Here is a 21976-nt window from a genome sequence, read left to right as displayed (position 1 = left end):
GAGCCAGGGTTGTCAGGTGGCCTGAGCGCTGGCCCTGGCCGCGCTCCCGGCCTGTTTCGGCTTGGCTGGCTTCTGCAGCAGCTCCGGGGCCACCATCAGCATCAGGCTGCGGCTCTCCAGCGGGGCCCCGCTGGGGGTCCAGAGCTCGGGGGGGAGGGGCAGGTCCTGGCCGCTGGGCAGGGCTGTGTCGATCACGCGCAACCAGCCCTCGCTGGGTTTGGGCAGATCGAAGTGGATCGCCTTGCTGTAGGCGTTCAGGCCGCACCAGAGCAGCGCTCCGCGCTCGGCGCTGTGTAGGCTCCAGGCCAGGGTGTGCGACCAGCTGCCCCAGTCGGGGCGTTCCACTTCGACGCCGTGCCACTCGCGCCAGAGGGTTGTGGAGGCTGTGGGTCGGCCCGGCTTGCCTTGCACGTAGGGCTGCTCCGGGTTGAGCAGGCCGGCGAGTTTGCGGCGCAACACCAGCAGCCTTTGCACGAACTGACGCAGGGCCAGATCGCCGGCATCGGGCCGCCAGTGCATCCAACCGAGGGGATTGTTCTGGCACCAGGTGTTGTTGTTGCCCCCCTGGCTGCGGCGCACCTCGTCGCCCATCAGCAGCATCGGCACCCCCGGGGCGAGCAGCAGGGTGGCCAGGAGATTGCGCTGCTGGCGGTTGCGCAGGGCGGTGATGGCGTGATCGTTGCAGGGGCCTTCCACCCCGTGATTCCAGCTGTTGTTGTGGTTGTCGCCGTCGCGGTTGTCCTCGCCATTGGCCAGGTTGTGTTTGCCGTTGTAGCTGACCAGATCGGCCAGGGTGAAGCCGTCGTGGGCGGTGATGAAGGTGATGGCCCGCCCCACGGCCGCTGGGCGGCCGCCGTAGAGATCGGGGCTGCCGCTCAGTCGCTCGGCCATCAGCCAGCTGCAGTCGTCGTCCCCTTTCCAGAAGCGACGCAGATCGTCGCGGAAGCGGCCGTTCCAGGTGCCCATGCGCTTGGCCGGGAAATCGCTGAGCCGGTAGAGGCCGCCGCAGTCCCAGGGTTCACTCACCAGCTTCAGGTCGCTGAGCTCCGGATCGGCTTCGATCTCCTCGAACAGGGGCGGCTGATCCAGCGGCAGCATGTTCTCGCCGCGGGAGAGGGCGATGCCCAGATCGAAGCGGAAGCCATCGATGCCCAGCTCCAGGGCCCAGCAGCGCATCGACTCGATGATCAGACGCCGCACCAGCGGCCGGTTGGCCGCGATCGTGTTGCCGCAACCGGTGACGTCCTGGTACTCGCTCGACTCGTTCTGCTGGTAATAAAGGGCGTCGGCAAAGCCTCGCCAGCTGAGGGTTGGACCGTTCTGGTTGCCTTCGCTGGTGTGGTTGTAGACCACATCCAGCAGCACCTCCAGGCCCGCCTGGTGACAGGCGGTGACGAGGGCGCGCACCTGCTGGCGAGCCTCGAGCGGATCGTTCCCCACCAGATAGCCCTGATGGGGAGCCATCCAGCTCAGGGGGCTGTAGCCCCAGTAGTTGTGGCGGCCGGTGGGTGCATCCTGGGGATCGAAGGCCATCACCGGCAACAGCTCCAGGGTGGTGACCCCGAGGCTGCGCAGGTAGGGCAGGGTGTCGATCAGGCCCAGCAGGCTGCCCTGGCGCTCCGCCGGGGTGGGGCTGCCCGCCCCATGGCTGAAGCCACCCACATGCAGCTCATAGATCACGCTGCGCTGCCAGCTGTGGCGGGGCCGGGGGGCGGAATCGAAATCGAAGCGGTCCCGTTCGGTCACCACCCCCTTCAGGCAGCAGCTGGTGTTGAGCACCGTGCCGCTGGCCGCCGCGCGGTCGTAGACCTCCCAGCCATCGATCGCCCGGGCGCAGGGATCGAGCAGCACCTTGGCCGGATTGAACCCGTGCAGCCCCGGCAGTAGCGGACCGAACACCCGGTAGCCGTAGCGGCAGCCGATCCCCAGCCCTTCAACTTCGCCATGCCAGTAGTCACCGGAGCGGTGGCGGCCATCGAGGGCGAACACCCGGTAAGGCTCCGCGGCCGCACCATCGCGGAACAGCAGCAACTCCACCCGGGTGGCCCGCGGAGCCACCACAGAGAAGTTCACCCCCCGCGCCGTCACGCTTGCTCCCAGGGGCCAGGGATGTCCGAGCTGGATCGCCGCCAAGGGCTCAGTTCTGGGGCGCGCACAAACTAGGAGGCTTTGCAACCGCTGCCTGGCCTGCTCCAACACGGTGTTCAACGGCCCGCTCTGGCAGCGATCGCCGCTCGATCCAGGCCCAAATCGGCCCAATTTGGGCCCAATTGGGTCAAAACCGTTGCCGACAGGGCGATTTCAGTTGCTGGATCAGCCCTTCCCCCATACGATTGGCGCGCTCAACATCCCGTTGGCTGCTCCACCGCATGGCGGGAGGGGATTTTCCGCTCCGCCCAGATCCCGCACTCCCTGAAGGTTTTCCTATCCGATGAACAAAGCTGATCTCGTCAATCTCGTCGCAGCCCGCACCGAACTCACCAAGACCGACGTCTCCAATGTCGTAGACGCCGCCATCTCCACGATCATCGATTCGGTGGTCGAAGGCAAAAAGGTGTCGATCCTCGGTTTCGGCTCCTTCGAGGCCCGCGAGCGCTCGGCCCGTCAGGGCCTGAACCCCAAGACTGGTGAGAAAATCGCCATCCCCGCCAAGCGCGTGCCCGCCTTCACCGCCGGCAAGCAGTTCAAAGACCAGGTTCAGGGCTGAATCGGGTCGATTCCTTCCGCCAGCCCCAGCAGGCCAGGCGCCGGCAGGCCCGGTGCCTCCAGAGAAGGTTTTCAAGACGCGCTTGAGCAGCAGCTCGAGCGCGGCGATTGTCTGCGGCAGGGCCACCACCGCGGGCGCTTTGCCCCTTCCCCCAGCGGCGATCTTCACCTCGGCAATCTGCGCACGGCCCTGCTCAGCTGGTTGCAGACCAGGCTGAGCGGTGGCGAGTGGTTGCTGCGCTTCGACGATCTCGACACGCCCCGCAACCGCAGCGGTGCCTGCGAAGCCATCGAGGCCGACCTGGGCTGGTTGGGTCTCGATTGGGACGGCCCGGCGCTCTTTCAAAGTGAGCGCCGCTCGCTCTACGACGCGGCACTGGCCAGGCTGCGCTCCTCGGGCCAGCTCTATCCCTGCCATTGCAGCCGGCGGATGCTCGCCGATCTTTCAGCCCCCCACGGCGGATGGTCGCCCTATCCAGGTCTCTGCCGCGCCGTTCCTGCCGATTGGGGTACCAAGGATGGCCGCCAGCCCAGCTGGCGCTTGCGGCTGGCGCCGGGGCGGCTGCATTGGCCTGAACTGGTTGGACGCGAGGCTGGGCTGGATGGTCCTACGGCTGTCGGTGACGTGGTGCTGCGCAGGGCCGATGGCTTTGTGGCTTATCACCTGGCCACGGCAGTCGATGAGCTGACCCTGGGCATCAGCACGGTGCTGCGTGGAGCCGACCTCTGGCACTCCACCGCCCCGCAGCTGGCTGTGATGGCCTGCCTGGAGCGGCGTCCTCCCGACTACTGGCATGTGCCGCTCTGGTGCGGGCCCGGCGGCGAACGGCTGGCCAAGCGATCGGCGGCCGAAGGGCTGGCTGGGTTGCGCGCTCAGGGACTGGATGGACCGGCGGTGATCGGTCAGTTGGCGGCGAGTCTGCAGCTGGTGCCAGTCGGCAGTCGCCTCAGTGCCCTGGAGCTCTGCGAGCAACTCAGCCTGCCCCTGTTGCGGGAGCGGCTACGCCAGCCCCTGTAAAGCCGGTTTCTGTGAAAACGAATGCTCAGGCAAGGAAGGCTCAAGAAACAAACACTTAAGAAAGGAATTCTTAAGGAATGAAGCTGGATCGGTCCTCCCTGTGAGGAGCAGGAGGGGCAGACTGCATTCATGCAGATGGTGTTCGTTTCGTGACCTCCCTTCCCCCCTCCGGCTCAGGCCCCAGTGCCTCCTTGCCGAATGTTCCGCTGCCGCCGTGCCCGCATTGCGGCGGTAGTGGGGTGCTGAGGATGAGTGAGCAGCGCTTTCGCACCTGCCTCGACTGCCTTGGCCAGGGTCATGAGCCGCGCTTCGAGCCCCAGCCGAGGCTTCAAGACATGATCCAGCCGGACGTGATTCAGCCCTGGAACCAGGAGATCAACGCTGGGGCCTTCTCTTCTGGCTCCAGATGAAGAAGGTGGCGGTCCCGACCACCACCGCTAAGGGCGCAGCCGTGAGCAGCAGCAGGATGACGGCAGTCCAGTCGGTGTACATCGTGGCGAGAAAAGCTCGTCGCCATCATCCCGTTTCGCCGGTCAGCACCTAAACCATGACAACCGCCCATCACCAAAGCCCCTGGCAAGCCGCCATTTCCATCGCAACTTCGATTGCCGCCTCCAGCGCAACGGCAGCACTTCTGCTCCTGGTGGGCGCTGCGGCTCCTGGACGAGCTGAGCCCCTGTTGGCTGATATCCGCTTCGACAATTGCCGCCCGGCTGTCGGCGGCGGAATCACCTGTGATACCCAGCCGGAAGGCAACACCTTGCTCAATGACGAAGCGGCCCGCTACGGACTGTTCGATGACGCCAGCCCAGGATGGAGTGAATTCGAGCCGTACCAGGGCGATGATCAAATGTTCTGAAATCAGGGGTTTTGAGCAACGGGTCCGGGCTCGTTGGTGAGAGCCAGCCTCTAGCGTCGGGTCTGGTGCAAGGCCTGTTCTGTACTCCGTTCTTACCCGTTTCCTCTACGTCCTCGGACCGGTGTTCATCGTGGCTGTCCATCTGGGCTGCCTGCTGCTGCTGGCCACGGGCCTCGGGCTCGGCGCGATCGCCTGGGCCGTGACGCTCTATCTGCTGCGAATGCTGGCCACAACGGCGATCTATCACCGCCTGATCACCCATCGCAGCTACCAGGCCCCCAAACTGGTGCTCTGGCTTGGGGCGTTGGTGGGGGCTTCGGCAGGGCAGATGGGCCCGAGCTGGTGGAAGGCTCACCACCTCAGTCACCATCGCTACGTCGACACCGATCGGGATCCCCACAGCCCCCTGGCGCCCCTCAGGGGCTGGGCAGGCTTCTGGCGTTCCCAGGTCGGCTGGCTGCTGCGGCCTTCCTTTTTCCCCGAGCGGCTCCCCCCGGACGTGGAGGCTGATCCGGTGCTGCGCCTGATCGACCGGCTGCATGTCCTGCCGGCCGTAGGCCTGGGCTGGTTGTCGTTCGCCCTGGGCGGCCTTCCCTTGCTGGCGGCCTACTGCCTCAGCACCACAGTGCTGTTCCACGGCGTGGCGACCGTGAATTCCTTGGCCCACCTAGCGGGCGACCAGCCGTTTCGCACCGATGATCACAGCCGCAACAATGGCTTAGTGGCGCTGCTGACCCTCGGCGAGGGATGGCACAACCTGCACCACGCCTTCCAGTCATCGGCGCGGCAAGGGTTCACCCTGCAGGCGGGCCAGGTTTGCGTGCTGCCGGATCCCACCTATGGCTTCATCCGTTTCCTGGAACGCTGCGGCCTGGCGTCTCGCCTGATTGTTCCAAGCCAAGGTGAGCTGTTGAATCGGGCACGTTCAGCAGTTTCTGCCACTGACCAAGCAGGCCGGCTGGAATCGGCCGGGGCCGGTAATCGCCGGCAGCGGCGGGTCCATGGCGCAGCACGGCGTTAACCAGGGTGGCGGAGTAACGACCCTGGTTGATTGCCCCGTGCGGCACGCCGGGGGGAATGCGCACCATCACCGGGTCGTCTTCGCGCAGGGTGATCCGCTCGAAGCGGCCGTTGTGGAGCACGACTAAGTCGAGGGAGCCACGCAACAGGATCAGCTGATCGGTCTGGTGGCGATGGCAGAACAGCTCCCAGGGTTGTTGCGGTGCCAACTCGGCAATCAGGGTCTGGTCGCTGGATTGGGCTGCGCAGAAGGTGGTGCGGCCGGTACAGCTGCGCTCCAGCTGTACGACCTCGACGGATGGCGAAAGGGCCATTGACGGGTGAGCGCGTTGATTCGTCAATTCTGGTTACAAAACGTTGCGCCCAATGACTTGTTTATCACCGAACCGTTCGGGTGTGAGCGAACCCTGGCGTCTTCTGCTGGCCGGCAGGGCTGGAGCTGTTCAACGGGCCGTGCTGGACTCGAACCAGCGACCGTGCGATTAGAAGTCGCATGCTCTATCCAACTGAGCTAACGGCCCACCCGGGCAGCCTAAGGTGAGCGGCTACGCAACCCTCTCCAGTTCCATGGCGGCCAACCGGCTCAGCGACGAGCAGAAACAGGACTTGGTGCGGCGCTATCAGCGGGGCGAGGGCTCCCAGGCGCTGGCTGCGGCCTTCGGTTGCAGCGCCAACACGGTGACGCGCCTGGTCAAGGCGGCTCTGGGGGAGGAGGTCTACGGACAGCTCAAGCGGCAACGGGGCAAGGCCCAAGCTTCTCCGCTTGCCACCACAGCGCCAGTTGCTGTTGCCGGCGCTGACCTAGGTGCTGGCGCTGAAGACGTTGAAGACGGCGCTGAATTAGGCCAAGAGGACGACGACGAGGACACCAGGCCCGGTGTGCTGGCGATCGATGATGCCGATGATTTCGGTGAGGACGACGACAGCGACGACGAGGGCGGCGATGGCGGCGATGGCTTCGGGCGGGACCGAGAAGGCAATCTGTTTGTGGCCGTCCCCGTGGGCGTTGCCCTTGAGGATCGCCCAGCGGCAGCCTGCCGCCAGCCGCTGGAGAGCGCGCCACTGCCTGAAAGCCTCTACATGCTCGTCGACAAGACGGTGGAACTGCAGGCCCGCCCCCTCAGCGATTTTCCTGAGCTGGGCCGACTGCCCGATGGGGAGCAACAAGGTCAGGCGCTGCTGGTGTTCGCCAACCCGCGCCAGGCCAAGCGCCACTGCGGGCGCACCCAACGGGTGATCAAGCTGCCTGACAGCCAGGTGTTGCGGCGCACCGCCCCCTACCTGCTGGTTCAGGGCATCACCCGACTCGTGCTCGAAGGCGCTGTCTATTCCCTGCCGGGATCCTGATCACCCCTGGGCATCACCAGGGCGGTGGCGCTGCCGCCGCTGATCACGCCCACCACCAGGGCGACGCCCACCAAAAAGCCGGTGGGCAGCGGCACGGTGCGGCCAATGCCAAGCTGCAGCACGGCCCGTTCGTTGAGGTTCTGCGAGCCCAGGCACAGGATCAGCAGCAGCAACAGGCCGCCACCGAGGCTGGAGAGCAGCAGGCGCAGACGCAGCAGCACGGGACAAAACAGTTGGCTCTTGTGATTCTGACTGCTGGTGGGCGAGCGAACAGTGGCCAGGCGAACTGGTAGTGGCGGCTGCTATGGGGGTGGCTGGTGGAGCAGGGCGTAGATCCTGCGGCGGGAGAGGCCGGTTTCGGCGGCGAGCTGGCGGGCGGCGTCGCTGCCACTGAGGCCCGCTGCCAGGCGCCGCGCCAGTTCCGCCCTGAGCTCGTGCTCGCTCCACTGGGGAGCTTCGGGGGCAGGGGCGCCGCCGAGCACCAGGGTGCATTCGCCGCGGGGGGGCACCTGGCGGAAGTGCTCCAGGGCCGCCTCCACCGTGGGACCAACCTGCTGTTCGTGGCGTTTGGTGAGTTCCCGGGCCACCAGCAGCGGTCGATTGCCGAGCAGATCGAGCAGGTCCTCCAGCAGTTCGACCAACCGGTGCGGCGCTTCGAACAGCACCAGCGTGCGGCGTTCCGCGGCCAGCTCCTGCAGGGCCTGGCGGCGCAGGCGGGCCTTGGCGGGTAGGAAGCCTTCGAAGCAGAAACGCCCCGTCGGCAGGCCACTGCTCACCAGGGCCGTGGTGACGGCGCAGGGGCCCGGAATGCAGATCACCGGCAGCCCGGCGGCGCGCACGGCCGCCACCAGCAGCTCGCCGGGATCGGAGATGCCCGGCAGGCCGGCATCGCTGATCAGCGCCAGGCTTTCGCCGGCCTGCAGCGCCGCGAGCAGCTCGGGGGTGCGGCCGTGCTGGTTGTGCTGGTGAAAGCTGAGCAGGCGGCCACGAATGGCGAAACCCGCCAACAGCTGGCCGCTGTGGCGGGTGTCTTCGCAGGCGATGCGATCGACTCCCGCGAGCACCTGTTGGGCCCGGGGCGAGAGATCGCCCCGGTTGCCGATCGGTGTGCCCACCAGGTAGAGCACACCGGCGGCGGGTTCAGCCGGGGGATCCAGCTTCAGCGGGGCCCGATCGATCTCAGACCGCCACGGGTTCCTGGGACACACCGCGCAGGGTGAGGTTGATACGACCGCGGTTGTCGATCTCGCGCACCCGCACGGTGACGGCATCGCCCACCTTGATCACGTCTTCCACCTTCTCGACCCTGGCTTCGGAGAGCTGGGAGATGTGGATCATCCCTTCCTTGCCGGGGAGGATCTCCACGAAGGCGCCGATCGGGATCACCCGGGTGACCGTGCCGCTGAACTGCTCGCCTTCACTGATCCGGCGGGTCAGCCCCTCGATGATCCGCTGGGCTTCCTCGGCGGCGGCGCCGTCGTGGCTGGCGATCGTGACGATGCCGCCATCCTCGATGTCGATCTTGGTGTTGGTGCGCTCGGTGATGCCCTTGATCGTGCGCCCACCGGGGCCGATCACCGTGCCGATCAGCTCGGGATCGATGCGGAAGCTGAGCAGCCGCGGGGCATGCGGCGAGAGGATCTCACGGGGCTTCTCGATTGCCTCCAGCATCTTCTCGAGGATGTGCAGCCGGGCCGGGCGGGCCTGGTTGACGGCTTCGGCGATGGTCTTCACCGCCAGACCGGACATTTTCATGTCCATCTGCAGGGCGGTGATGCCCTTCTCGGTGCCGGCCACCTTGAAGTCCATGTCGCCGAGGAAATCCTCGATGCCCTGGATGTCGGTGAGGATGCGCACCTCATCACCCTCCTTGATCAGGCCCATGGCGGCGCCGCTTACGGGAGCCTTGAGCGGCACACCGGCATCCATCAGCGCCAGGGTGCTGCCGCAGACCGAGCCCATCGAGGTGGAGCCGTTGGAGCTGAGGCACTCCGAGACGACCCGCATCACGTAAGGGAAGCCCTCCTTGGCGGGAAGCACGGGAATCAGGGCCCGCTCGGCGAGGGCGCCGTGGCCGACTTCGCGGCGGCCGGGGGAGCGCATCGGCCGGGTTTCGCCGACGGAATAGGGGGGGAAGTTGTAGTGGTGGAGATAGGTCTTCTCGCCCATCGGGTTGAGGTCGTCCATCTCCTGGGCATCGCTGGGGGTGCCGAGGGTGGCGCAGGAGAGCACCTGGGTGAGCCCGCGCTGGAAGAGGCCGGAGCCATGCACCCGCTTGGGCAGCACGCCGACGGCCGCCGTGATCGGCCGCACTTCATCGAGGTTGCGGCCATCGACCCGCTTGCCCTCGCTGAGGATCTGGGCGCGCATCAGCTTCTTGGTGATGCCCTTGTAGGTGTTGCCGAGGGCCTTGCCGGTGGCGGCCAGGCGGATCGGATCGTCGTCGGAGAGACCGGCAATCTTCTGGGCCACGCCTGCCTTGATCACATCCAGCTGGGCGTCGCGCTCCGCCTTGGTGAGGCTGAACTGCTTGAGCACTTCGCCGATGCCGGCGCCGCATTCCTGCTCCAGGAAATTCGGCAGGGCGGCGTCGAGCACCTGCGCTTCCGGGAATACCTGCTCGATGCCCAGGTCGGCGAGGAGGGTCTGTTGGGCCTTGATCAGCTCGCCCACGGCTTCGTAGCCGAAGTCGATCGCTTCGATCACGTCTTGTTCGGGCAGCTGGTTGGCGCCCGCTTCAACCATCACCACCCCGGACGGGGTGCCGGCCACCACCAGATCCAGCTCACTGCGCTCGATCTCGCGGTAGCTGGGGTTGAGCACGAAGTCGTCGCCAAGCAGGCCGACGCGCACGGCCGCCATCGGGCCGTTGAAGGGGATTTTGGCCAGCAGGGTGGCGATCGAGGCGCCGGTCACGGCGAGCACATCGGGCGGGACCCGTTCATCCAGCGACAGGCATGTGGCGACCACCTGGAGGTCGTCCCGTAGCCAGGAGGGAAACAGCGGCCGCATCGGGCGGTCGATCAGGCGCGTGGTGAGGATGGCGCGCTCGGGGGGGCGGCCTTCGCGGCGGAAGAAGCTGCCGGGGATGCGTCCGGCGGCGTAGAGACGCTCTTCGTAGTCGCAGGTGAGGGGGAGGAAATCGATCCCTTCGCGACCCTTGGCCCTGGTGGCCGTGACCAGCACGGACGTATCACCACATTCAACTAACACGGCCCCGCCTGCTTGAGGGGCAAACAACCCTGTGGTCAGCCGGATCTCCCGACCATCGAAGGAGACCGACTGAATTTTTCCTGGCACTTCTGATTATGTCCGTTTTGTTGACGTTGTTGATTCTCGCATTTTGTCTTGCCCCCGTATGGGCTGCGCCCACTAGTGAAGAGGCAAAACGGGGTGATCAGGGCCCCAAACCTGCAATCAATATCGGCTGCGCCTGCTTGCCTGCCGGCAGCGCTGGCCTACAAAAACGCCCGACAGAGGGTGGCGTCAGGGCCACCCGTGCTGTTGATCTTGCCGCCACTTTTTCGCAACGAATGGGGTCGCAAAAAAGGGGCGATAGAACACAACAGTCAAAAAGTTTGCGGACAATGAAGCGGAACAGAGCAGTTCAGCATCGGCCACATACCATCAGCCAGATTTTTTCATCAGCTGGAGTTGGTTGCCAGCCGAATGGGCTCACCAGCTGGATTTGGTGACGCCGGGCAGCAGACCCTTGTGAGCCATCTCCCGCAACTGGTTGCGGCACAGACCGAAATCGCGGTAGTAGCCACGGGGCTTGCCAGTGGCCCAGCAGCGGTTACGCACCCTGTTGGCGGCGCTGTTGCGGGGCAGGCCCTGGATCTTGCGGTGCACTTCAAGGCGCTCCATCGGGCCTGGGGCGGCCTCGAACGCGGCCATCAGGGCGGCGCGCTTAACGGCGAAGCGAGCCACGATTTTTTTGCGCTTGACATCGCGCGCGATCATCGACTTCTTCGCCATGCGGCTTCAGAGCTGGTTCAGGGATGTATCAGTCTACCGCGCGGCCGTGCTCGGGATGGCTGGGGCAGAGGTCGGCGAGGGGGCAGCCGTCGCAGGCGGGTTTGCGGGCGTTGCAGACGGCGCGGCCGTGGAAGATCATCCGGATCGAGAAGTTCTCCCACTCCGGCTGGGGCAGCAGCTTCATCAGCTCCGGTTCGATGCGGCGCGGCTCGCTCTGCTTGCTCAGGCCGAGCCGGTTGCTCAGCCGCCGCACATGGGTGTCGACAGTGACGCCGGCGTTGATCCCGAAGGCATGGGCCAGCACCACATTCGCGGTTTTCCGGGCCACACCAGGGAGCTCCAGCAGGGCGTCCATGCGCGGCGGCACCGCCCCGCCGTGGTGCTCGATCAGCAGCCGCGAGGCGGCCACGATGTTTTTGGCCTTGTTGCGAAAGAAGCCTGTGGAATGCACGTACGGCTCCACCTCTGCGGCGGTGGCAGCGGCGGCGGCCTCCGCATCGGCGAAGCGCTCGAACAGGGCCGGGGTGACCCGGTTGACCCGTTCATCAGTGCACTGGGCCGAGAGCATCGTGGCCACCAGCAGCTCCCAGGGGGTGCGCCAGTTCAGCGAACAGGTGGCCTCGGGATAGAGCTCACCAAGCCGGGCCAGGATCAACGGAGCCCGCTGCCGCGCCGTCGGGAAGCGAGGCCGCCGGAGACGTTCGCTCACCTCAGCGGCCGATCAGCTGCTGCACCACCGAGAGCTGGCTGGTGTCCTTAACGATCAGTACGGCACTGAGCCCCACCAACAGCAGGAAGCCCGACTGCATGAAGACCATCTGCAGCCGCTGGGGCAGGGGGCGACCGCGCACCCCCTCAATCAACAGCAGCAGGAACTGACCGCCATCGAGCAGGGGCAGGGGCAGGGCATTGATCACGGCCAGGTTGATCGAGATCAGGGCTGTGAACAGGTAGAGACTGCTGCCGCCGCTCTTGGCCAGCGTGGCGCCCATTTCAACGATCTTGACCGGCCCCGACATCTGCGGAGCCGTTTCACTGAAGCGGGTGACCAGGGCGACGAAGCCATCGATGGTGCGGCCGGTGAGCTGGGCGAAGATGCGGTTGGTCTGGTTGATCACCTCCAGTGGGCCAGTGGCGGGGCGGAAGGCCTCGCTGCCATTGGGTTGCAGCTGGGCGCCGATGCGGCCGATGCCGTCGTTGTCGGCGGGGGTGAGGTTGAGCGTGAGTGTCTTGCCGTCACGCTCGGCCACCAGGTCCAGGGTCTGGCTGGGGGCGGCCTTGATATCGCCGACCAGGCCGACCACCGCCTCCTGGCCTCCCAGCAGGCTGACGCCGCCGAGGCTGACGATCCGATCGCCGGCGACCAGGCCCGAGAGGGCCGCCGGCTGGCCAGGCTGTACGGCCGCCACGACCACGCCCGGGTTGGCGCTGAAACCGGCCGGAATGCCCACCACAATTCCCTGGGCCGCCAGCACCGTCCAGGCCAGCAGCAGGTTGGCGAGCACGCCGGCGGCGATCACCAGGGCGCGCTGGTGCAGGGGGCGGTTGCGCAGCAGATCGGGATCGTCGGCAGCGATGGCGCTGGTCTCGTCTTCGTCATCGTCAGGGAAGGCGACAAAGCCGCCGAGCGGGATCGCCCGCAGGGCGAACTGAACGCCGCGGCGCTGACGCTCCAGCAGCACCGGACCGAAGCCGATCGAAAAACCGCTGACGCGGATGCCCTGCCAGGTGGCGGCAAAGAAGTGGCCAGCCTCATGCACAACGATCAGGGCGGCCAGGATCGCCAGAGCTGAAAGAACACCCATTCAGACCGTGACGCAGTGCCCTCATTGTGGAGGGGCAACCCGCCCGCCGGCGGGCTGAAGGCGGTTGGGTAGGTGTGGGGGAGGCCGTAAGAGACTGGGTTCAGGTTTCGGCAACGAGGCGGTCACAGCCCATGTAGGGGACCAGCGCCTGCGGCAGCAGGACGCTGCCATCGGCTTGCTGTCCGGTTTCGAGCAGGGCCGCCATCGTGCGCCCCACCGCCAGGCCGCTGCCGTTGAGGGTGTGGAGCAGGCGCGTCTTCTTGCCATCCTTCTGGCGGATGGCGGAGCGGCGGGCCTGGAAGTCACCGCAATTGCTGCAGCTGGAGATTTCCCGATAGGCGCCGGCGCCGGGCAGCCACACCTCCAGATCAAAGGTGCGGGCCGCGGAGAAGCCGAGATCACCGGTGCAGAGCTCCAACACCCGGTAGGGCAGGTCCAGGGCCTGCAGCACCGCCTCGGCGTCGCCGGTGAGCTGGGCGTGGGCGGCCTCCGACGCTTCTGGGCTGCAGAACCAGTACAGCTCCACCTTGTTGAACTGGTGCAGGCGGATCAGGCCGCGGGTGTCACGGCCGTAGGTACCCGCCTCGCGCCGGAAGCAGGGGGTGTAAGCGGCGTATTTGAGCGGCAGTTGTTCGGCCGCGATCAGCTCGTCGCGGTGGAACGAGGTGATCGGCACCTCGGCGGTGGGCGTCAGCCAGAGGTCGTCGTCGGCGCAGCGAAAGCTTTCTTCGGCGAATTTCGGCAGCTGGCCGGAGCCCATCAGGCTTGCGCTGTTCACCAGGATCGGCGGCATCACCTCCCGGTAGCCGCGCCGGCCGTGCAGGTCGAGCATCAGGCTGATCAGGGCGCGCTCCAGGCGAGCGCCCTGGCCCAGCAGGGTGACAAAGCGGCTCTGGGCAATCCGCACCGAGCGCTCGCTGTCGATCAGGCCCAGCCTCTCGGCGATCTGCCAGTGCTCCTGCAGGCCCTCGCCCTGGCGGGGCGTTCCCCAGCGACGCACCTCGATGTTGTCGGCTTCCGATCGTCCCTCCGGGCAGTGGGGCGACGGTAGATTGGGGAAAGCGAGCAGTTGGTCGCGCAGGCGGGTTTCGAGGCTCTTCTCCTCTTCTTCAAGCACCCCCACCTGCTGTTTGAGGCGGTTGCCCTGGTCGCGCAGCGCCTGCACCTCCGGGCTGTGGGGCGCTTCGCCGGAGCGAATCAGCTCTCCCACCTGACGCCCCACCAGGTTGCCCTCGGCCTGGAGACTGCTGCGTTGCTGCTCAAGATCCCGCTCCTGGCGGGCGATCATCTGCAGGGCGGTGAGATCGAGCTTCAGGCCGCGGCGGCCGAGCTGCTCGACGATCAGCTCCGGCGTATCGCGCACCAAGCGCAGGTCCAGCACAGCCAATCAGGCAAGTGTGGGAAGCCTACGGCTCAGTGGTGCCAGGGTTTTCTGGGCAACAACCCTTAACCAGCCCTCAGCGAAGGCTGGCCGTGATCACTCGGCGCAGGGGCCTCAGAGCACCTGAACCACTTCGCTCACTTCGGGGATCGATTCACGCAGCTTGCGCTCGATGCCCATCTTCAGGGTCATGGTGCTGCTGGGGCAGGAGCCGCAGGCACCCTGGAGACGCACCTTGACGATCGGACCGTCGATCTCGACGATCTCGACATTGCCGCCATCGGCCATCAGGTACGGGCGCAGCTCATCGAGCACACGCTCCACGTTGGGGATGGTGAGGGCCCGGGGGTCGCTGATCGCCGCTTCAACGTTCAGCTCTGGAGTGGTGGTTTCGCTGGTGGCAGTTTCGGGACTCATCAACAGAATTCGAGGTGTGGTTTGAGTTTAGGGAGGCAGCCTGGAGGTCGCCTGGATCCAGGCCATGGATCGTCTGGGTTCAAAAAACCGTCACCGTCGGTCCGTAGGCCGCGAGCTGGCGATCGGCCGTGAGCAGCCTCAGCGGTTCGCTGCGGCTCTGGGCCACCAGCAAGCGATCAAAGGGATCGCGATGCACGGGGCTGGTTCCCAGTTCGGCCACAGCCAGCAGGTGCTGGTTGCGGATTGCCAGCCAGCGGAAGCCCTGGGCGGGAATGGTGCGTTCAAGCTTGGCCAGGTCCACATCCAGCCGCCCCACGGAGGCTTTGATCGCCAGTTCCCAGAGGGAAACCTGGCTGACATGAACCTCGTTCTCAGGGTCGCGGATCAGGCCGACCGCAGCCTTGGGCAACTGTGGGTGGTCTGCGATCCACCAGAGCACCAGGTGCGTGTCGAGGAGCAACCGGGCCATGGATCAAGGGGCGATCGGCAGCTGCAGAACGGTGAACAGGTCGTCCAGGGTGCGATCGAAGTCGTCCGCCATGGTGATCTCACCGCGCATCGCCCCTGGAGGCGCGACGCCGGAGGCTTGGGCCTGAATGGGGACCAGTTGGGCGATGGGGACACCAGCCCTGGCGATCACCACCGCCTGACCGGCCTCCACCTCCTGAAGCAGGCGGGAGAGCTGGGTCTTGGCTTCGTGCACGTTCACCTGGCGGAGGCTTGCCTGCGTGGTTTTGGGCGTGGCTGAAAGCGCCATGGCGCGACGATGGACTAAGGCTTAGCTTAGTTGAATCGAGAGGAATGGCTTTGGGCTTGTCGCCCGATTCCTAGGATTGATCCCACTGGCTTCCCTGAACGGGCTTTCCCAACGCGATGACCGACGTTCCCGTTTCTCGGATCCGCAATTTCTGCATCATTGCCCACATCGACCACGGCAAGTCGACGCTGGCCGATCGTCTGTTGCAGGAAACCGGCACGGTGGCGGCGCGGGACATGCAGGCCCAGTTCCTCGACAACATGGAACTGGAGCGCGAACGGGGGATCACGATCAAGCTCCAGGCGGCGCGCATGGAGTTCAAGGCGGCCGATGGCGAAAATTACATCCTCAACCTGATCGACACGCCCGGCCATGTGGATTTCTCCTATGAGGTGAGTCGCAGCCTGCAGGCCTGCGAGGGGGCGCTGCTGGTGGTGGATGCCAGCCAGGGGGTGGAGGCGCAGACGCTCGCGAACGTGTATCTGGCGCTGGAGAACGATCTGGAGATCATTCCGGTGCTCAACAAGATCGACCTGCCCGGCGCCGATCCAGCCCGGATCAGCGAGGAGATCGAAGCGATCATCGGCCTCGACACCAGTAACGCCATCGCCTGTTCCGCCAAGACCGGCCTGGGGGTGGCAGCCATCCTGCAGGCGGTGGTGGATCGGGTGCCGCCGCCGCCGGATCGGCTCTCTGAGCCGTTGAGTGCCCTGATCTTCGACTCCTATTACGACGCCTACCGCGGCGTGATCGTGTACTTCCGGGTGATCAGTGGCCGGGTCGCCCGCAAGGACAAGGTGCTGCTGATGGCCAGCAAAACCAGCTACGAACTCGACGAGGTGGGGGTGATGGCCCCAGACCAGCGCCAGGTGGAGAGCCTGCATGCCGGTGAGGTGGGCTACCTGTCGGCCTCGATCAAGGCGGTGGCCGATGCCCGGGTGGGCGACACAATCACCCTGCTGGCGAATCCGGCCGCCCAAGCGCTGCCCGGCTATGCCGAGGCCAAGCCGATGGTGTTCTGCGGGCTGTTCCCCACCGACGCGGATCAATACCCCGATCTGCGCGAAGCACTCAACAAGTTGCAGCTCTCCGATGCGGCGCTGAAGTTTGAGCCCGAAACCAGCAGCGCCATGGGCTTCGGCTTCCGCTGCGGCTTCCTTGGGCTGCTGCACATGGAAATCGTGCAGGAGCGGCTGGAGCGGGAATACAACCTTGACCTGATCGTGACGGCGCCATCGGTGATCTACCAGGTGACCTTGATCGACGGCACGCTGATCATGGTGGACAATCCGGCCACCTTGCCTGATCCGCAGAAGCGTGAATCGATCGAGGAGCCCTATGTGAAGCTGGAGATCTATACGCCCAATACCTATAACGGCACCTTGATGGAGCTATGCCAGGAGCGGCGCGGTGAATTCATTGATATGAAGTTCATCACCACTGAGCGCGTCACGCTGCACTACGAGATGCCGCTGGCTGAAGTGGTCACTGATTTCTTCGATCAGATGAAGAGCCGCACCAAGGGCTATGCCTCGATGGAATACAGCCTGATCGGCTACCGCAAGAATGAACTGGTGCGCCTCGATGTGCTGATCAATGCCGAGAAGGCTGATCCGCTCACCACGATCGTGCACCGTGACAAGGCCTACAACGTGGGCAAGGGGTTGGTGGAGAAACTCAAGGAATTGATCCCGCGCCAACAATTCAAGATTCCGATCCAGGCCTCGATCGGCAGCCGCATCATCGCCAGCGAAAGCATCAGCGCGATCCGCAAGGATGTGCTGGCCAAGTGCTATGGCGGTGACATCTCCCGCAAGAAGAAACTGCTTTCGAAGCAGGCCAAGGGCAAGAAGCGCATGAAGGCGATGGGTCGGGTGGAAGTGCCCCAGGAGGCCTTCATGGCGGTGTTGAAGCTGAATCAGTAAGCCGCTGCTCGCCCAGGTTCAAGCGGCGAGAGGAGGGGAACGCTGAAGGCGTGATCCCCACCTGAGGCCACCGATGCCTTCTCAGCTTCGAAGCAAGTCCATGGCCGCCCAGCATGCTGGCCAGTCGGGCTTCTTTCTGCCCCTCTCCTTCGGCGTGGGGCTGGTGTTGCTGCTCAGCAGCCTCTCGCTGCAAACCGCTGCCCTGCATGGCCATCGACAGATGGCAGGGCAATGGCGGCAACGCCAGGCCAGCGACGCCCTGGCTTCGGCCGCCCAGCAGGTGGCGGCCCAGCTCCATGGCCCCTACCGCTGCCTGCTGCAAGTCCCGTCGTCGCAGTGGCCACCGGCGGGTTGCGGAGCGGGCGCCAGCCTCGCCGGGCTCCGTGAAGGGGAGGTGGGCAGCTCCCGCTACAGGCTGGTGGAGTGGTGGCCTGCTCCTGGGCCTGCTGCTGAACCGGTGACGGCACTGGAGGCTCGGCTGCGGCTGGAGTTAGGGGGAGAGGAGACGGGCAGTCGGGCCCAGGCCCTGTTCGGATTGCGGCTTGATCCCGACCGGCCGGAGCGGCTGCTGACGGTGCGGCGGATGGGGCGATGAACCTGATCGAGATCACGATGGCGATGCTGGTGTTCTCCCTGGCGGCCAACACCTCGTTGCAACTGTGGAGCTCCAGCGCCCGCTGGAGCCAGGCCAACGCTGAACAGCAGGAAATGTTGCGCCGTGTCGATGCCGACTTGCTGCGCCGCGAGCACGGCCTGCGCCAGGCGGCGCTCGCTGTGGTGGCTGGAGTGGAAGCTGAAGGCCCTGAACAGCCGGCAGCCGGTTGTGCGGCGGCAGGCCAGTGGATGGCGGAGCAGCTCCAGAGCGGGGCTGGAGCTCTGCCGGTGGGAGTGCAGCGCCAGGTGAGCGCGACGTCGTCGGGAGTGGATGGGCTCTGGCTCGTCTACCGCATCGAGCCCATGGGCCTGGAGCGTCGCCGGCTGTTCACCGCTGCCGCCCATGGCCTCTGTCCGTCAGCGGCTGCCACTTCCGATCTGGAGGAGGGCACGTGAGACAGCGTCTGCAGGCCAGGCCGAGCCGCTTCAGCCACCAGGCTGGCTTCAGCCTGGTGGAGCTGCTGGTGACCCTGGCGGTGATCGGCCTGCTGGCTGGCCTGGGCCTGCGGTCGGGGGGTGAAAGCCTGGCCAGGCAACGCCTGGAGGTGGCGAGTCGGCGCTTGGCTCAGGGCATCGAGCGTGGCCGCAGTGAGGCCGAACAGCAGGGGGAAGCCTGTGGACTCACCCTCTCGGAGCAGGGCTGGCAGCCGCCGCAGGGCGGAGCTTTGAGGCCCTGTCGCGACACGCTGATGGAACTGGGTGAGGGGGTGGAGAGCACCGCGGTGGACGTGCTCCACAACCTGCCAGAGGTGTTGCGCTTCAGCAGCAATGGCCTGGTGCTTGATGGCGGCACGGTGGTGCTGGCCAGCAGCGGCACTCCCCTGCGCCGCTGTCTGGTGATGGCGCTGCCGCTGGGAATCGTGCGGCTGGGCCGCTATGGCGGGGCCAGCGGCAGCAGGCCCGACAGCAGCCTCTGCCAACCCGATCCCACGCTCTGATCGTTGTTGTTCATCACCATGCGTACCGCCGGGTCGTCCATTCCGTTTCAACACCAACAGCAGGGTTTGCGCCGTCAGGGGGGCGGCTTCTCTTTGGTGGAGCTGCTGCTGGCGATGGGGCTGGGGCTGCTGTTCTGCGGGGTGGTGGTCCAGGCGCTGTTGGGGGAAGGGCTGAACGCCGGACGGTTCAGCCGCCTGCTGCGGGAGCGGGCGAACCAGGGCCGAGCCCTGGACCTGATCCAGGCCGATCTGCAGCGGGCCACGGCGGTGGCGCCCGACCCAGAGCGCTACGGCTCAGCCTGCGGCCTGGCGGGGCGGCCGGCCGTGCTGCAGCTCAGGACGCCGGAGGGAACGATCACCTATTCGGTTGGAGCAGCGCCCAGTGGCCTCTGGCAGGGCAGGGTGCTGGTCCGCTGTGGGCCTGCCTTCGGGCTTGACGGCCAAGTGTCCGCCGGCACGACGTTCCAGAGCCGGGTCGTGCTGGACGGGCTGGCTGCCCAGGCCACGCCCTGGCAGGGCTGCAGCCTGTTGCTCAACGGCGGCGAAGCCGCGGTAGCGGCTGGGGTGGAACTGAATGGTTCGTCACGGCTGCCATTCTCGGCTTGCCTCGATCCCGAGACCCAGCTGGTGGCGCTGCGGCTGGAGCAGAGCTTCAGCGAGGCTGGCGGAAGAGCGCAAACGATCGTCAGCGAAGTGTTGGCGGGTGCCGGTTAGTCGAATGCGATCGCTCTGCGCCCTTGCGACTGTTGACTCAGATCTCCGCTCAGGACCATGTGTTCTGAGGAGGGACAAACCAGCGATTCTGAAGGTACCTTTGGCCTTGAATGGTGATCGAATTTGAGTTCGATTCGTCGTCGACTTCAAGCCACCAGTCTGTTGGCCGTGCTTGTTGGCTACGGCGTGCTTCTTCTTGCCAACAGGCAGCTCGCCGCTCTGAGCCGCTACGACGCCCACAGCGACGGGGTGTATGCGCTTCAGAAGAAGCTCACTGAATCCGCTGAGATTCCCGATTCGACGGAAATGCAACGGCGGATCAGCTCGATGCTCCTCCCCGGCGTCACGGTGTGGCTGGAAGGTGCTCCAGGGGCGGCGGAGACCCTCGGTCCTTTGGAGAGCACCGCCAGCCGCCTGGCCCGGCAAGTCGATGGGCCGGTCTCCTTCCGGGAGGGTGGCGGCATCTTCCTGACCTATGCCAACCCGGTGCTGCTGAGCAGCGGCCCGGCTCGCCTGCATGTCCTCGAGGATTTCAGCGCCGATGCTGGGCGGGAGCGGATCACCCAGTTGCTGTTGATCGCCATGGCCGGGATGACAGCCCTGCTGACCAGTGCCCTGCTGCGGCTGGTGATGGAGGGGGGGTTGCGGCCCCTGCAGCGGCTTGGCAACAGCGTGGCGGCGATCAGCGCCGATGGCCTCGGCCGCCAACGGTTGCAGGAGCAACCCCAACCCGAGGAGCTTCAACCGATCGCCCTCGCCTTCGACGACTTGCTAGATCGCCTGGCTATCTCCTTCGAGCGCCAGCGGGATTTTGTCGATGGGGTCTCCCATGAGCTGCGTACATCGATGACGCTGATCAGTGGCTACGCCCAGCGGTTGCAGCGCCAGGCAGAACAAACCAGCTCGACCCGTGAGCGCGATCCGGCCAGCGACGTGGACAGCGATGGGGCTGCTGCGGAAATGATCGCGCCGTTGGCGTTGATCCAGGGCGAAGCAGAGCGGGTGGGGCGGCTGGTGAGCGACTTGCTCGCCATCGCCCGCGATGAGGCCGGCCACCTGGAGGTGAGCCACCAGGTCATCGATGTGGAGCTGCTGCTGCTGGCGACTTATGAGCAGCTGGTGGACCATGCCGGTTCGCGGCTGCGGCTGTTGGCGCCCGTCGAGGCTGAGGTCCTGGTGGCCTGCGGTGATGCCGATCGATTGCAGCAGTGCCTCACCAACCTGGTGGAAAACGCCCTGAAGTACGCCGATCCAGGCAGTCCGATCGAGTTGTTTGCCACCTCCCAGTGCACCCCCAAGACCACTCCCCAGGCCTCAGGGGAGAGCCTGGCCTGCAGTGCGGAGGTGGTGGTGGTGCATGTGCGTGACCGCGGGCCTGGGGTGGCGGATGCCGAAAAAGAGCGGATCTTCGAGCGGTTTGTTCAGGGCAGCGCTTCTTCAAGGCGTCGGGGCAGCGGCATTGGTCTGTCGGTGGTGAAGTTGCTGATGGAGCGGATGGGAGGGGAGGCGCGGGTGGTGGATGCCCCCGGCCCAGGGGGCGGTTCCGATTTTCAGTTGCTGCTGCGCCGGTTCAGTTCCAAGGATCCCCTTCCTTGAGCATGAAGCCGACACCACGGACGGTCTGAATCAGGCTGGGGCAGCCGGATTGCTCGACCTTCTTGCGCAGGTAACGGATGTAGACGTCGAGCAGGTTGTCATCACCGAAATGGTTGGCGCCCCAGACGCTGGCAAGGATCTGATTGCGCGTCTGCACCCGGTTCGGTTCGCGCAGCAGGGTCTGGAGGAGGTCGTATTCGCGCACGGTGAGATGAATCGGGGCACCATTGCGGCGAACTTCCCGGTTACCGGTGTTCATGGTCAGGCCGCGATAGCTGAGTAGCTCGCCAACGCTGCCGTTCAAGTTGAGTCCGGTGCGGCGCATGCGGGCGCGGACGCGGGCTAGCAGTTCCTCGATGGAGAATGGTTTGTTGATGAAGTCGTCGGCGCCGGAATCCAGCGCCTCAACTCGGTCGCGGATGTCGTCTCGCGCCGTGAGCATCACCACCGGCACGGTGACGCCGCTGGAGCGAAGCCGGCGGCAGATCTCGACACCACTGAAATCGGGCAGGGTCCAATCGAGTAGCACCAGATCGAAGGGGTTGGGGTTGTCGCGTAACTGGGTGAGGGCGCTCAGGCCCGTATCGGCTTCGCCTACTGCAAAACCCTCCACCAGAAACTCCCCCTGGAGGAAACGGCGCAATTCGAAATCGTCATCGACGATGAGAATGCGTGGGCTGCTTTCTGTATCGCGCATGACTGTATCGCGCATGACTTCCCCCGCTGGGAAACATTCAGCTTCGGCGCATTGATTTTGCTGGATCCATGTTGGCTTTGTTGTAGCAATAGGCCGGGTTTTGATGCGGGTTTCTTCAAGTCTGGTTAGGCCTCTTGGCTGGCCACCGCTCCCAAAGGTCGCTT

At 65.7% G+C, this 21976-nt stretch carries 24 protein-coding genes and 1 tRNA gene; 12 read left to right on the top strand and 13 right to left on the bottom strand.

Annotated features, from left to right (window positions below; all coding sequences use genetic code 11):
- Nucleotides 1-12: 12 nt before the first annotated feature.
- Nucleotides 13-2133: a glycogen debranching protein gene (locus ACXMDM_RS00565; protein ID WP_499569881.1), complete on the bottom strand. Its 2121-nt coding sequence runs from the start codon at nucleotides 2131-2133 to the stop codon at nucleotides 13-15.
- A gap of 298 nt (nucleotides 2134-2431) precedes the next feature.
- Between ACXMDM_RS00565 and ACXMDM_RS00560 the strand changes: the two genes are divergently transcribed.
- The 5 genes from ACXMDM_RS00560 to ACXMDM_RS00540 all read left to right on the top strand — a co-directional run bounded on the left by ACXMDM_RS00560 (nucleotide 2432) and on the right by ACXMDM_RS00540 (nucleotide 5604).
- Complete coding sequence (locus tag ACXMDM_RS00560; protein ID WP_071800150.1) at nucleotides 2432-2707, top strand: HU family DNA-binding protein; 276 nt, start codon at nucleotides 2432-2434, stop codon at nucleotides 2705-2707.
- A gap of 111 nt (nucleotides 2708-2818) precedes the next feature.
- On the top strand, nucleotides 2819-3724 hold the full coding sequence (gene gluQRS / locus ACXMDM_RS00555) for a tRNA glutamyl-Q(34) synthetase GluQRS (protein WP_071800149.1): 906 nt from the start codon (nucleotides 2819-2821) through the stop codon (nucleotides 3722-3724).
- 149 nt (nucleotides 3725-3873) lie between these two features.
- Nucleotides 3874-4134: a J domain-containing protein gene (locus tag ACXMDM_RS00550; RefSeq protein WP_162922842.1), complete on the top strand. Its 261-nt coding sequence runs from the start codon at nucleotides 3874-3876 to the stop codon at nucleotides 4132-4134.
- Nucleotides 4135-4271: 137 nt separating this feature from the next.
- Nucleotides 4272-4583, top strand: coding sequence for a lactate dehydrogenase (locus ACXMDM_RS00545; protein ID WP_233831057.1), 312 nt, complete (start codon nucleotides 4272-4274; stop codon nucleotides 4581-4583).
- Between the two features lie 130 nt (nucleotides 4584-4713).
- The gene (locus tag ACXMDM_RS00540) at nucleotides 4714-5604 is read left to right on the top strand and encodes an acyl-CoA desaturase (RefSeq protein WP_259734918.1); all 891 of its coding nucleotides are present in this window, start codon (nucleotides 4714-4716) and stop codon (nucleotides 5602-5604) included.
- 446 nt (nucleotides 5605-6050) lie between these two features.
- Here ACXMDM_RS00540 and ACXMDM_RS00535 read toward each other — a convergent pair.
- Nucleotides 6051-6124: transfer RNA gene (locus tag ACXMDM_RS00535), tRNA-Arg, on the bottom strand.
- Nucleotides 6125-6140: 16 nt separating this feature from the next.
- Between ACXMDM_RS00535 and ACXMDM_RS00530 the strand changes: the two genes are divergently transcribed.
- Nucleotides 6141-6950: a helix-turn-helix domain-containing protein gene (locus ACXMDM_RS00530; protein ID WP_311134215.1), complete on the top strand. Its 810-nt coding sequence runs from the start codon at nucleotides 6141-6143 to the stop codon at nucleotides 6948-6950.
- Here ACXMDM_RS00530 and ACXMDM_RS00525 read toward each other — a convergent pair.
- From ACXMDM_RS00525 to ACXMDM_RS00480, 10 genes are all read right to left on the bottom strand, one after another.
- On the bottom strand, nucleotides 6929-7171 hold the full coding sequence (locus tag ACXMDM_RS00525) for a hypothetical protein (RefSeq protein ID WP_071800147.1): 243 nt from the start codon (nucleotides 7169-7171) through the stop codon (nucleotides 6929-6931). The genes ACXMDM_RS00530 and ACXMDM_RS00525 overlap by 22 nt on opposite strands.
- A gap of 81 nt (nucleotides 7172-7252) precedes the next feature.
- Nucleotides 7253-8107: a 16S rRNA (cytidine(1402)-2'-O)-methyltransferase gene (gene rsmI / locus ACXMDM_RS00520; RefSeq protein ID WP_259723215.1), complete on the bottom strand. Its 855-nt coding sequence runs from the start codon at nucleotides 8105-8107 to the stop codon at nucleotides 7253-7255.
- Between the two features lie 22 nt (nucleotides 8108-8129).
- A complete protein-coding gene (locus ACXMDM_RS00515) occupies nucleotides 8130-10250 on the bottom strand; it encodes a polyribonucleotide nucleotidyltransferase (RefSeq protein WP_071800146.1) in 2121 nt (706 codons plus the stop codon).
- Nucleotides 10251-10625: 375 nt separating this feature from the next.
- On the bottom strand, nucleotides 10626-10928 hold the full coding sequence (gene rpsN, locus ACXMDM_RS00510) for a 30S ribosomal protein S14 (protein WP_071800145.1): 303 nt from the start codon (nucleotides 10926-10928) through the stop codon (nucleotides 10626-10628).
- Nucleotides 10929-10956: 28 nt separating this feature from the next.
- Entirely contained in the window at nucleotides 10957-11637 is a 681-nt protein-coding gene (nth, locus tag ACXMDM_RS00505; RefSeq protein WP_071800144.1) for an endonuclease III, read from the bottom strand.
- 1 nt (nucleotide 11638) lies between these two features.
- A complete protein-coding gene (gene rseP, locus ACXMDM_RS00500; protein ID WP_071800143.1) occupies nucleotides 11639-12733 on the bottom strand; it encodes an RIP metalloprotease RseP in 1095 nt (364 codons plus the stop codon).
- A gap of 100 nt (nucleotides 12734-12833) precedes the next feature.
- Complete coding sequence (gene serS, locus ACXMDM_RS00495) at nucleotides 12834-14114, bottom strand: serine--tRNA ligase (RefSeq protein WP_071801945.1); 1281 nt, start codon at nucleotides 14112-14114, stop codon at nucleotides 12834-12836.
- Nucleotides 14115-14228: 114 nt separating this feature from the next.
- On the bottom strand, nucleotides 14229-14531 hold the full coding sequence (locus ACXMDM_RS00490) for a NifU family protein (RefSeq protein ID WP_233831053.1): 303 nt from the start codon (nucleotides 14529-14531) through the stop codon (nucleotides 14229-14231).
- Between the two features lie 79 nt (nucleotides 14532-14610).
- Nucleotides 14611-15000, bottom strand: a complete 390-nt coding sequence (locus tag ACXMDM_RS00485) for a type II toxin-antitoxin system VapC family toxin (RefSeq protein WP_071800142.1) — start codon at nucleotides 14998-15000, stop codon at nucleotides 14611-14613.
- Between the two features lie 3 nt (nucleotides 15001-15003).
- Nucleotides 15004-15288, bottom strand: coding sequence for a type II toxin-antitoxin system Phd/YefM family antitoxin (locus ACXMDM_RS00480; RefSeq protein WP_071800141.1), 285 nt, complete (start codon nucleotides 15286-15288; stop codon nucleotides 15004-15006).
- A gap of 116 nt (nucleotides 15289-15404) precedes the next feature.
- On the opposite strand from ACXMDM_RS00480, the gene lepA reads away from it, so the two are divergent.
- From lepA to ACXMDM_RS00450, 6 genes are all read left to right on the top strand, one after another.
- A complete protein-coding gene (lepA, locus tag ACXMDM_RS00475) occupies nucleotides 15405-17213 on the top strand; it encodes a translation elongation factor 4 (RefSeq protein ID WP_071800140.1) in 1809 nt (602 codons plus the stop codon).
- 100 nt (nucleotides 17214-17313) lie between these two features.
- A complete protein-coding gene (locus tag ACXMDM_RS00470; protein WP_071800139.1) occupies nucleotides 17314-17808 on the top strand; it encodes a hypothetical protein in 495 nt (164 codons plus the stop codon).
- Nucleotides 17805-18263 carry a hypothetical protein gene (locus ACXMDM_RS00465; RefSeq protein ID WP_071800138.1) on the top strand — a complete coding sequence of 153 codons (459 nt, stop codon included), beginning with the start codon at nucleotides 17805-17807 and terminating at the stop codon, nucleotides 18261-18263. Before ACXMDM_RS00470 ends, ACXMDM_RS00465 begins: the two co-directional genes overlap by 4 nt.
- Nucleotides 18260-18805, top strand: coding sequence for a GspH/FimT family pseudopilin (locus ACXMDM_RS00460; protein ID WP_071800137.1), 546 nt, complete (start codon nucleotides 18260-18262; stop codon nucleotides 18803-18805). Before ACXMDM_RS00465 ends, ACXMDM_RS00460 begins: the two co-directional genes overlap by 4 nt.
- 18 nt (nucleotides 18806-18823) lie before the next feature.
- On the top strand, nucleotides 18824-19519 hold the full coding sequence (locus ACXMDM_RS00455; RefSeq protein WP_186437602.1) for a hypothetical protein: 696 nt from the start codon (nucleotides 18824-18826) through the stop codon (nucleotides 19517-19519).
- A 168-nt stretch (nucleotides 19520-19687) separates the two neighbouring features.
- A complete protein-coding gene (locus ACXMDM_RS00450) occupies nucleotides 19688-21115 on the top strand; it encodes a sensor histidine kinase (RefSeq protein ID WP_233831240.1) in 1428 nt (475 codons plus the stop codon).
- Here ACXMDM_RS00450 and ACXMDM_RS00445 read toward each other — a convergent pair.
- The gene (locus ACXMDM_RS00445; RefSeq protein ID WP_233831051.1) at nucleotides 21090-21827 is read right to left on the bottom strand and encodes a response regulator transcription factor; all 738 of its coding nucleotides are present in this window, start codon (nucleotides 21825-21827) and stop codon (nucleotides 21090-21092) included. The two genes, ACXMDM_RS00450 and ACXMDM_RS00445, sit on opposite strands and share 26 nt — an antisense overlap.
- Nucleotides 21828-21976 lie beyond the last annotated feature (149 nt).

The organism is Synechococcus sp. CS-603 (assembly GCF_977929215.1).
The sequence above is the reverse complement of the archived record's forward strand: the minus strand, read 5'-3'. Positions and strand labels throughout refer to the sequence as shown.

Excerpts from the sequence above, each read along its gene's own strand:
- ACXMDM_RS00560 (WP_071800150.1), top strand. The coding sequence starts at position 2,432 with ATGAACAAAGCTGATCTCGTCAATCTCGTCGCAGCCCGCACCGAACTC.
- ACXMDM_RS00545 (WP_233831057.1), top strand. The coding sequence starts at position 4,272 with ATGACAACCGCCCATCACCAAAGCCCCTGGCAAGCCGCCATTTCCATC.
- rpsN (WP_071800145.1), bottom strand. The coding sequence starts at position 10,928 with ATGGCGAAGAAGTCGATGATCGCGCGCGATGTCAAGCGCAAAAAAATC.
- rseP (WP_071800143.1), bottom strand. The coding sequence starts at position 12,733 with ATGGGTGTTCTTTCAGCTCTGGCGATCCTGGCCGCCCTGATCGTTGTG.
- ACXMDM_RS00490 (WP_233831053.1), bottom strand. The coding sequence starts at position 14,531 with ATGAGTCCCGAAACTGCCACCAGCGAAACCACCACTCCAGAGCTGAAC.
- ACXMDM_RS00485 (WP_071800142.1), bottom strand. The coding sequence starts at position 15,000 with ATGGCCCGGTTGCTCCTCGACACGCACCTGGTGCTCTGGTGGATCGCA.
- ACXMDM_RS00480 (WP_071800141.1), bottom strand. The coding sequence starts at position 15,288 with ATGGCGCTTTCAGCCACGCCCAAAACCACGCAGGCAAGCCTCCGCCAG.
- lepA (WP_071800140.1), top strand. The coding sequence starts at position 15,405 with ATGACCGACGTTCCCGTTTCTCGGATCCGCAATTTCTGCATCATTGCC.
- ACXMDM_RS00470 (WP_071800139.1), top strand. The coding sequence starts at position 17,314 with ATGGCCGCCCAGCATGCTGGCCAGTCGGGCTTCTTTCTGCCCCTCTCC.
- ACXMDM_RS00465 (WP_071800138.1), top strand. The coding sequence starts at position 17,805 with ATGAACCTGATCGAGATCACGATGGCGATGCTGGTGTTCTCCCTGGCG.
- ACXMDM_RS00455 (WP_186437602.1), top strand. The coding sequence starts at position 18,824 with ATGCGTACCGCCGGGTCGTCCATTCCGTTTCAACACCAACAGCAGGGT.
- ACXMDM_RS00445 (WP_233831051.1), bottom strand. The coding sequence starts at position 21,827 with ATGCGCGATACAGTCATGCGCGATACAGAAAGCAGCCCACGCATTCTC.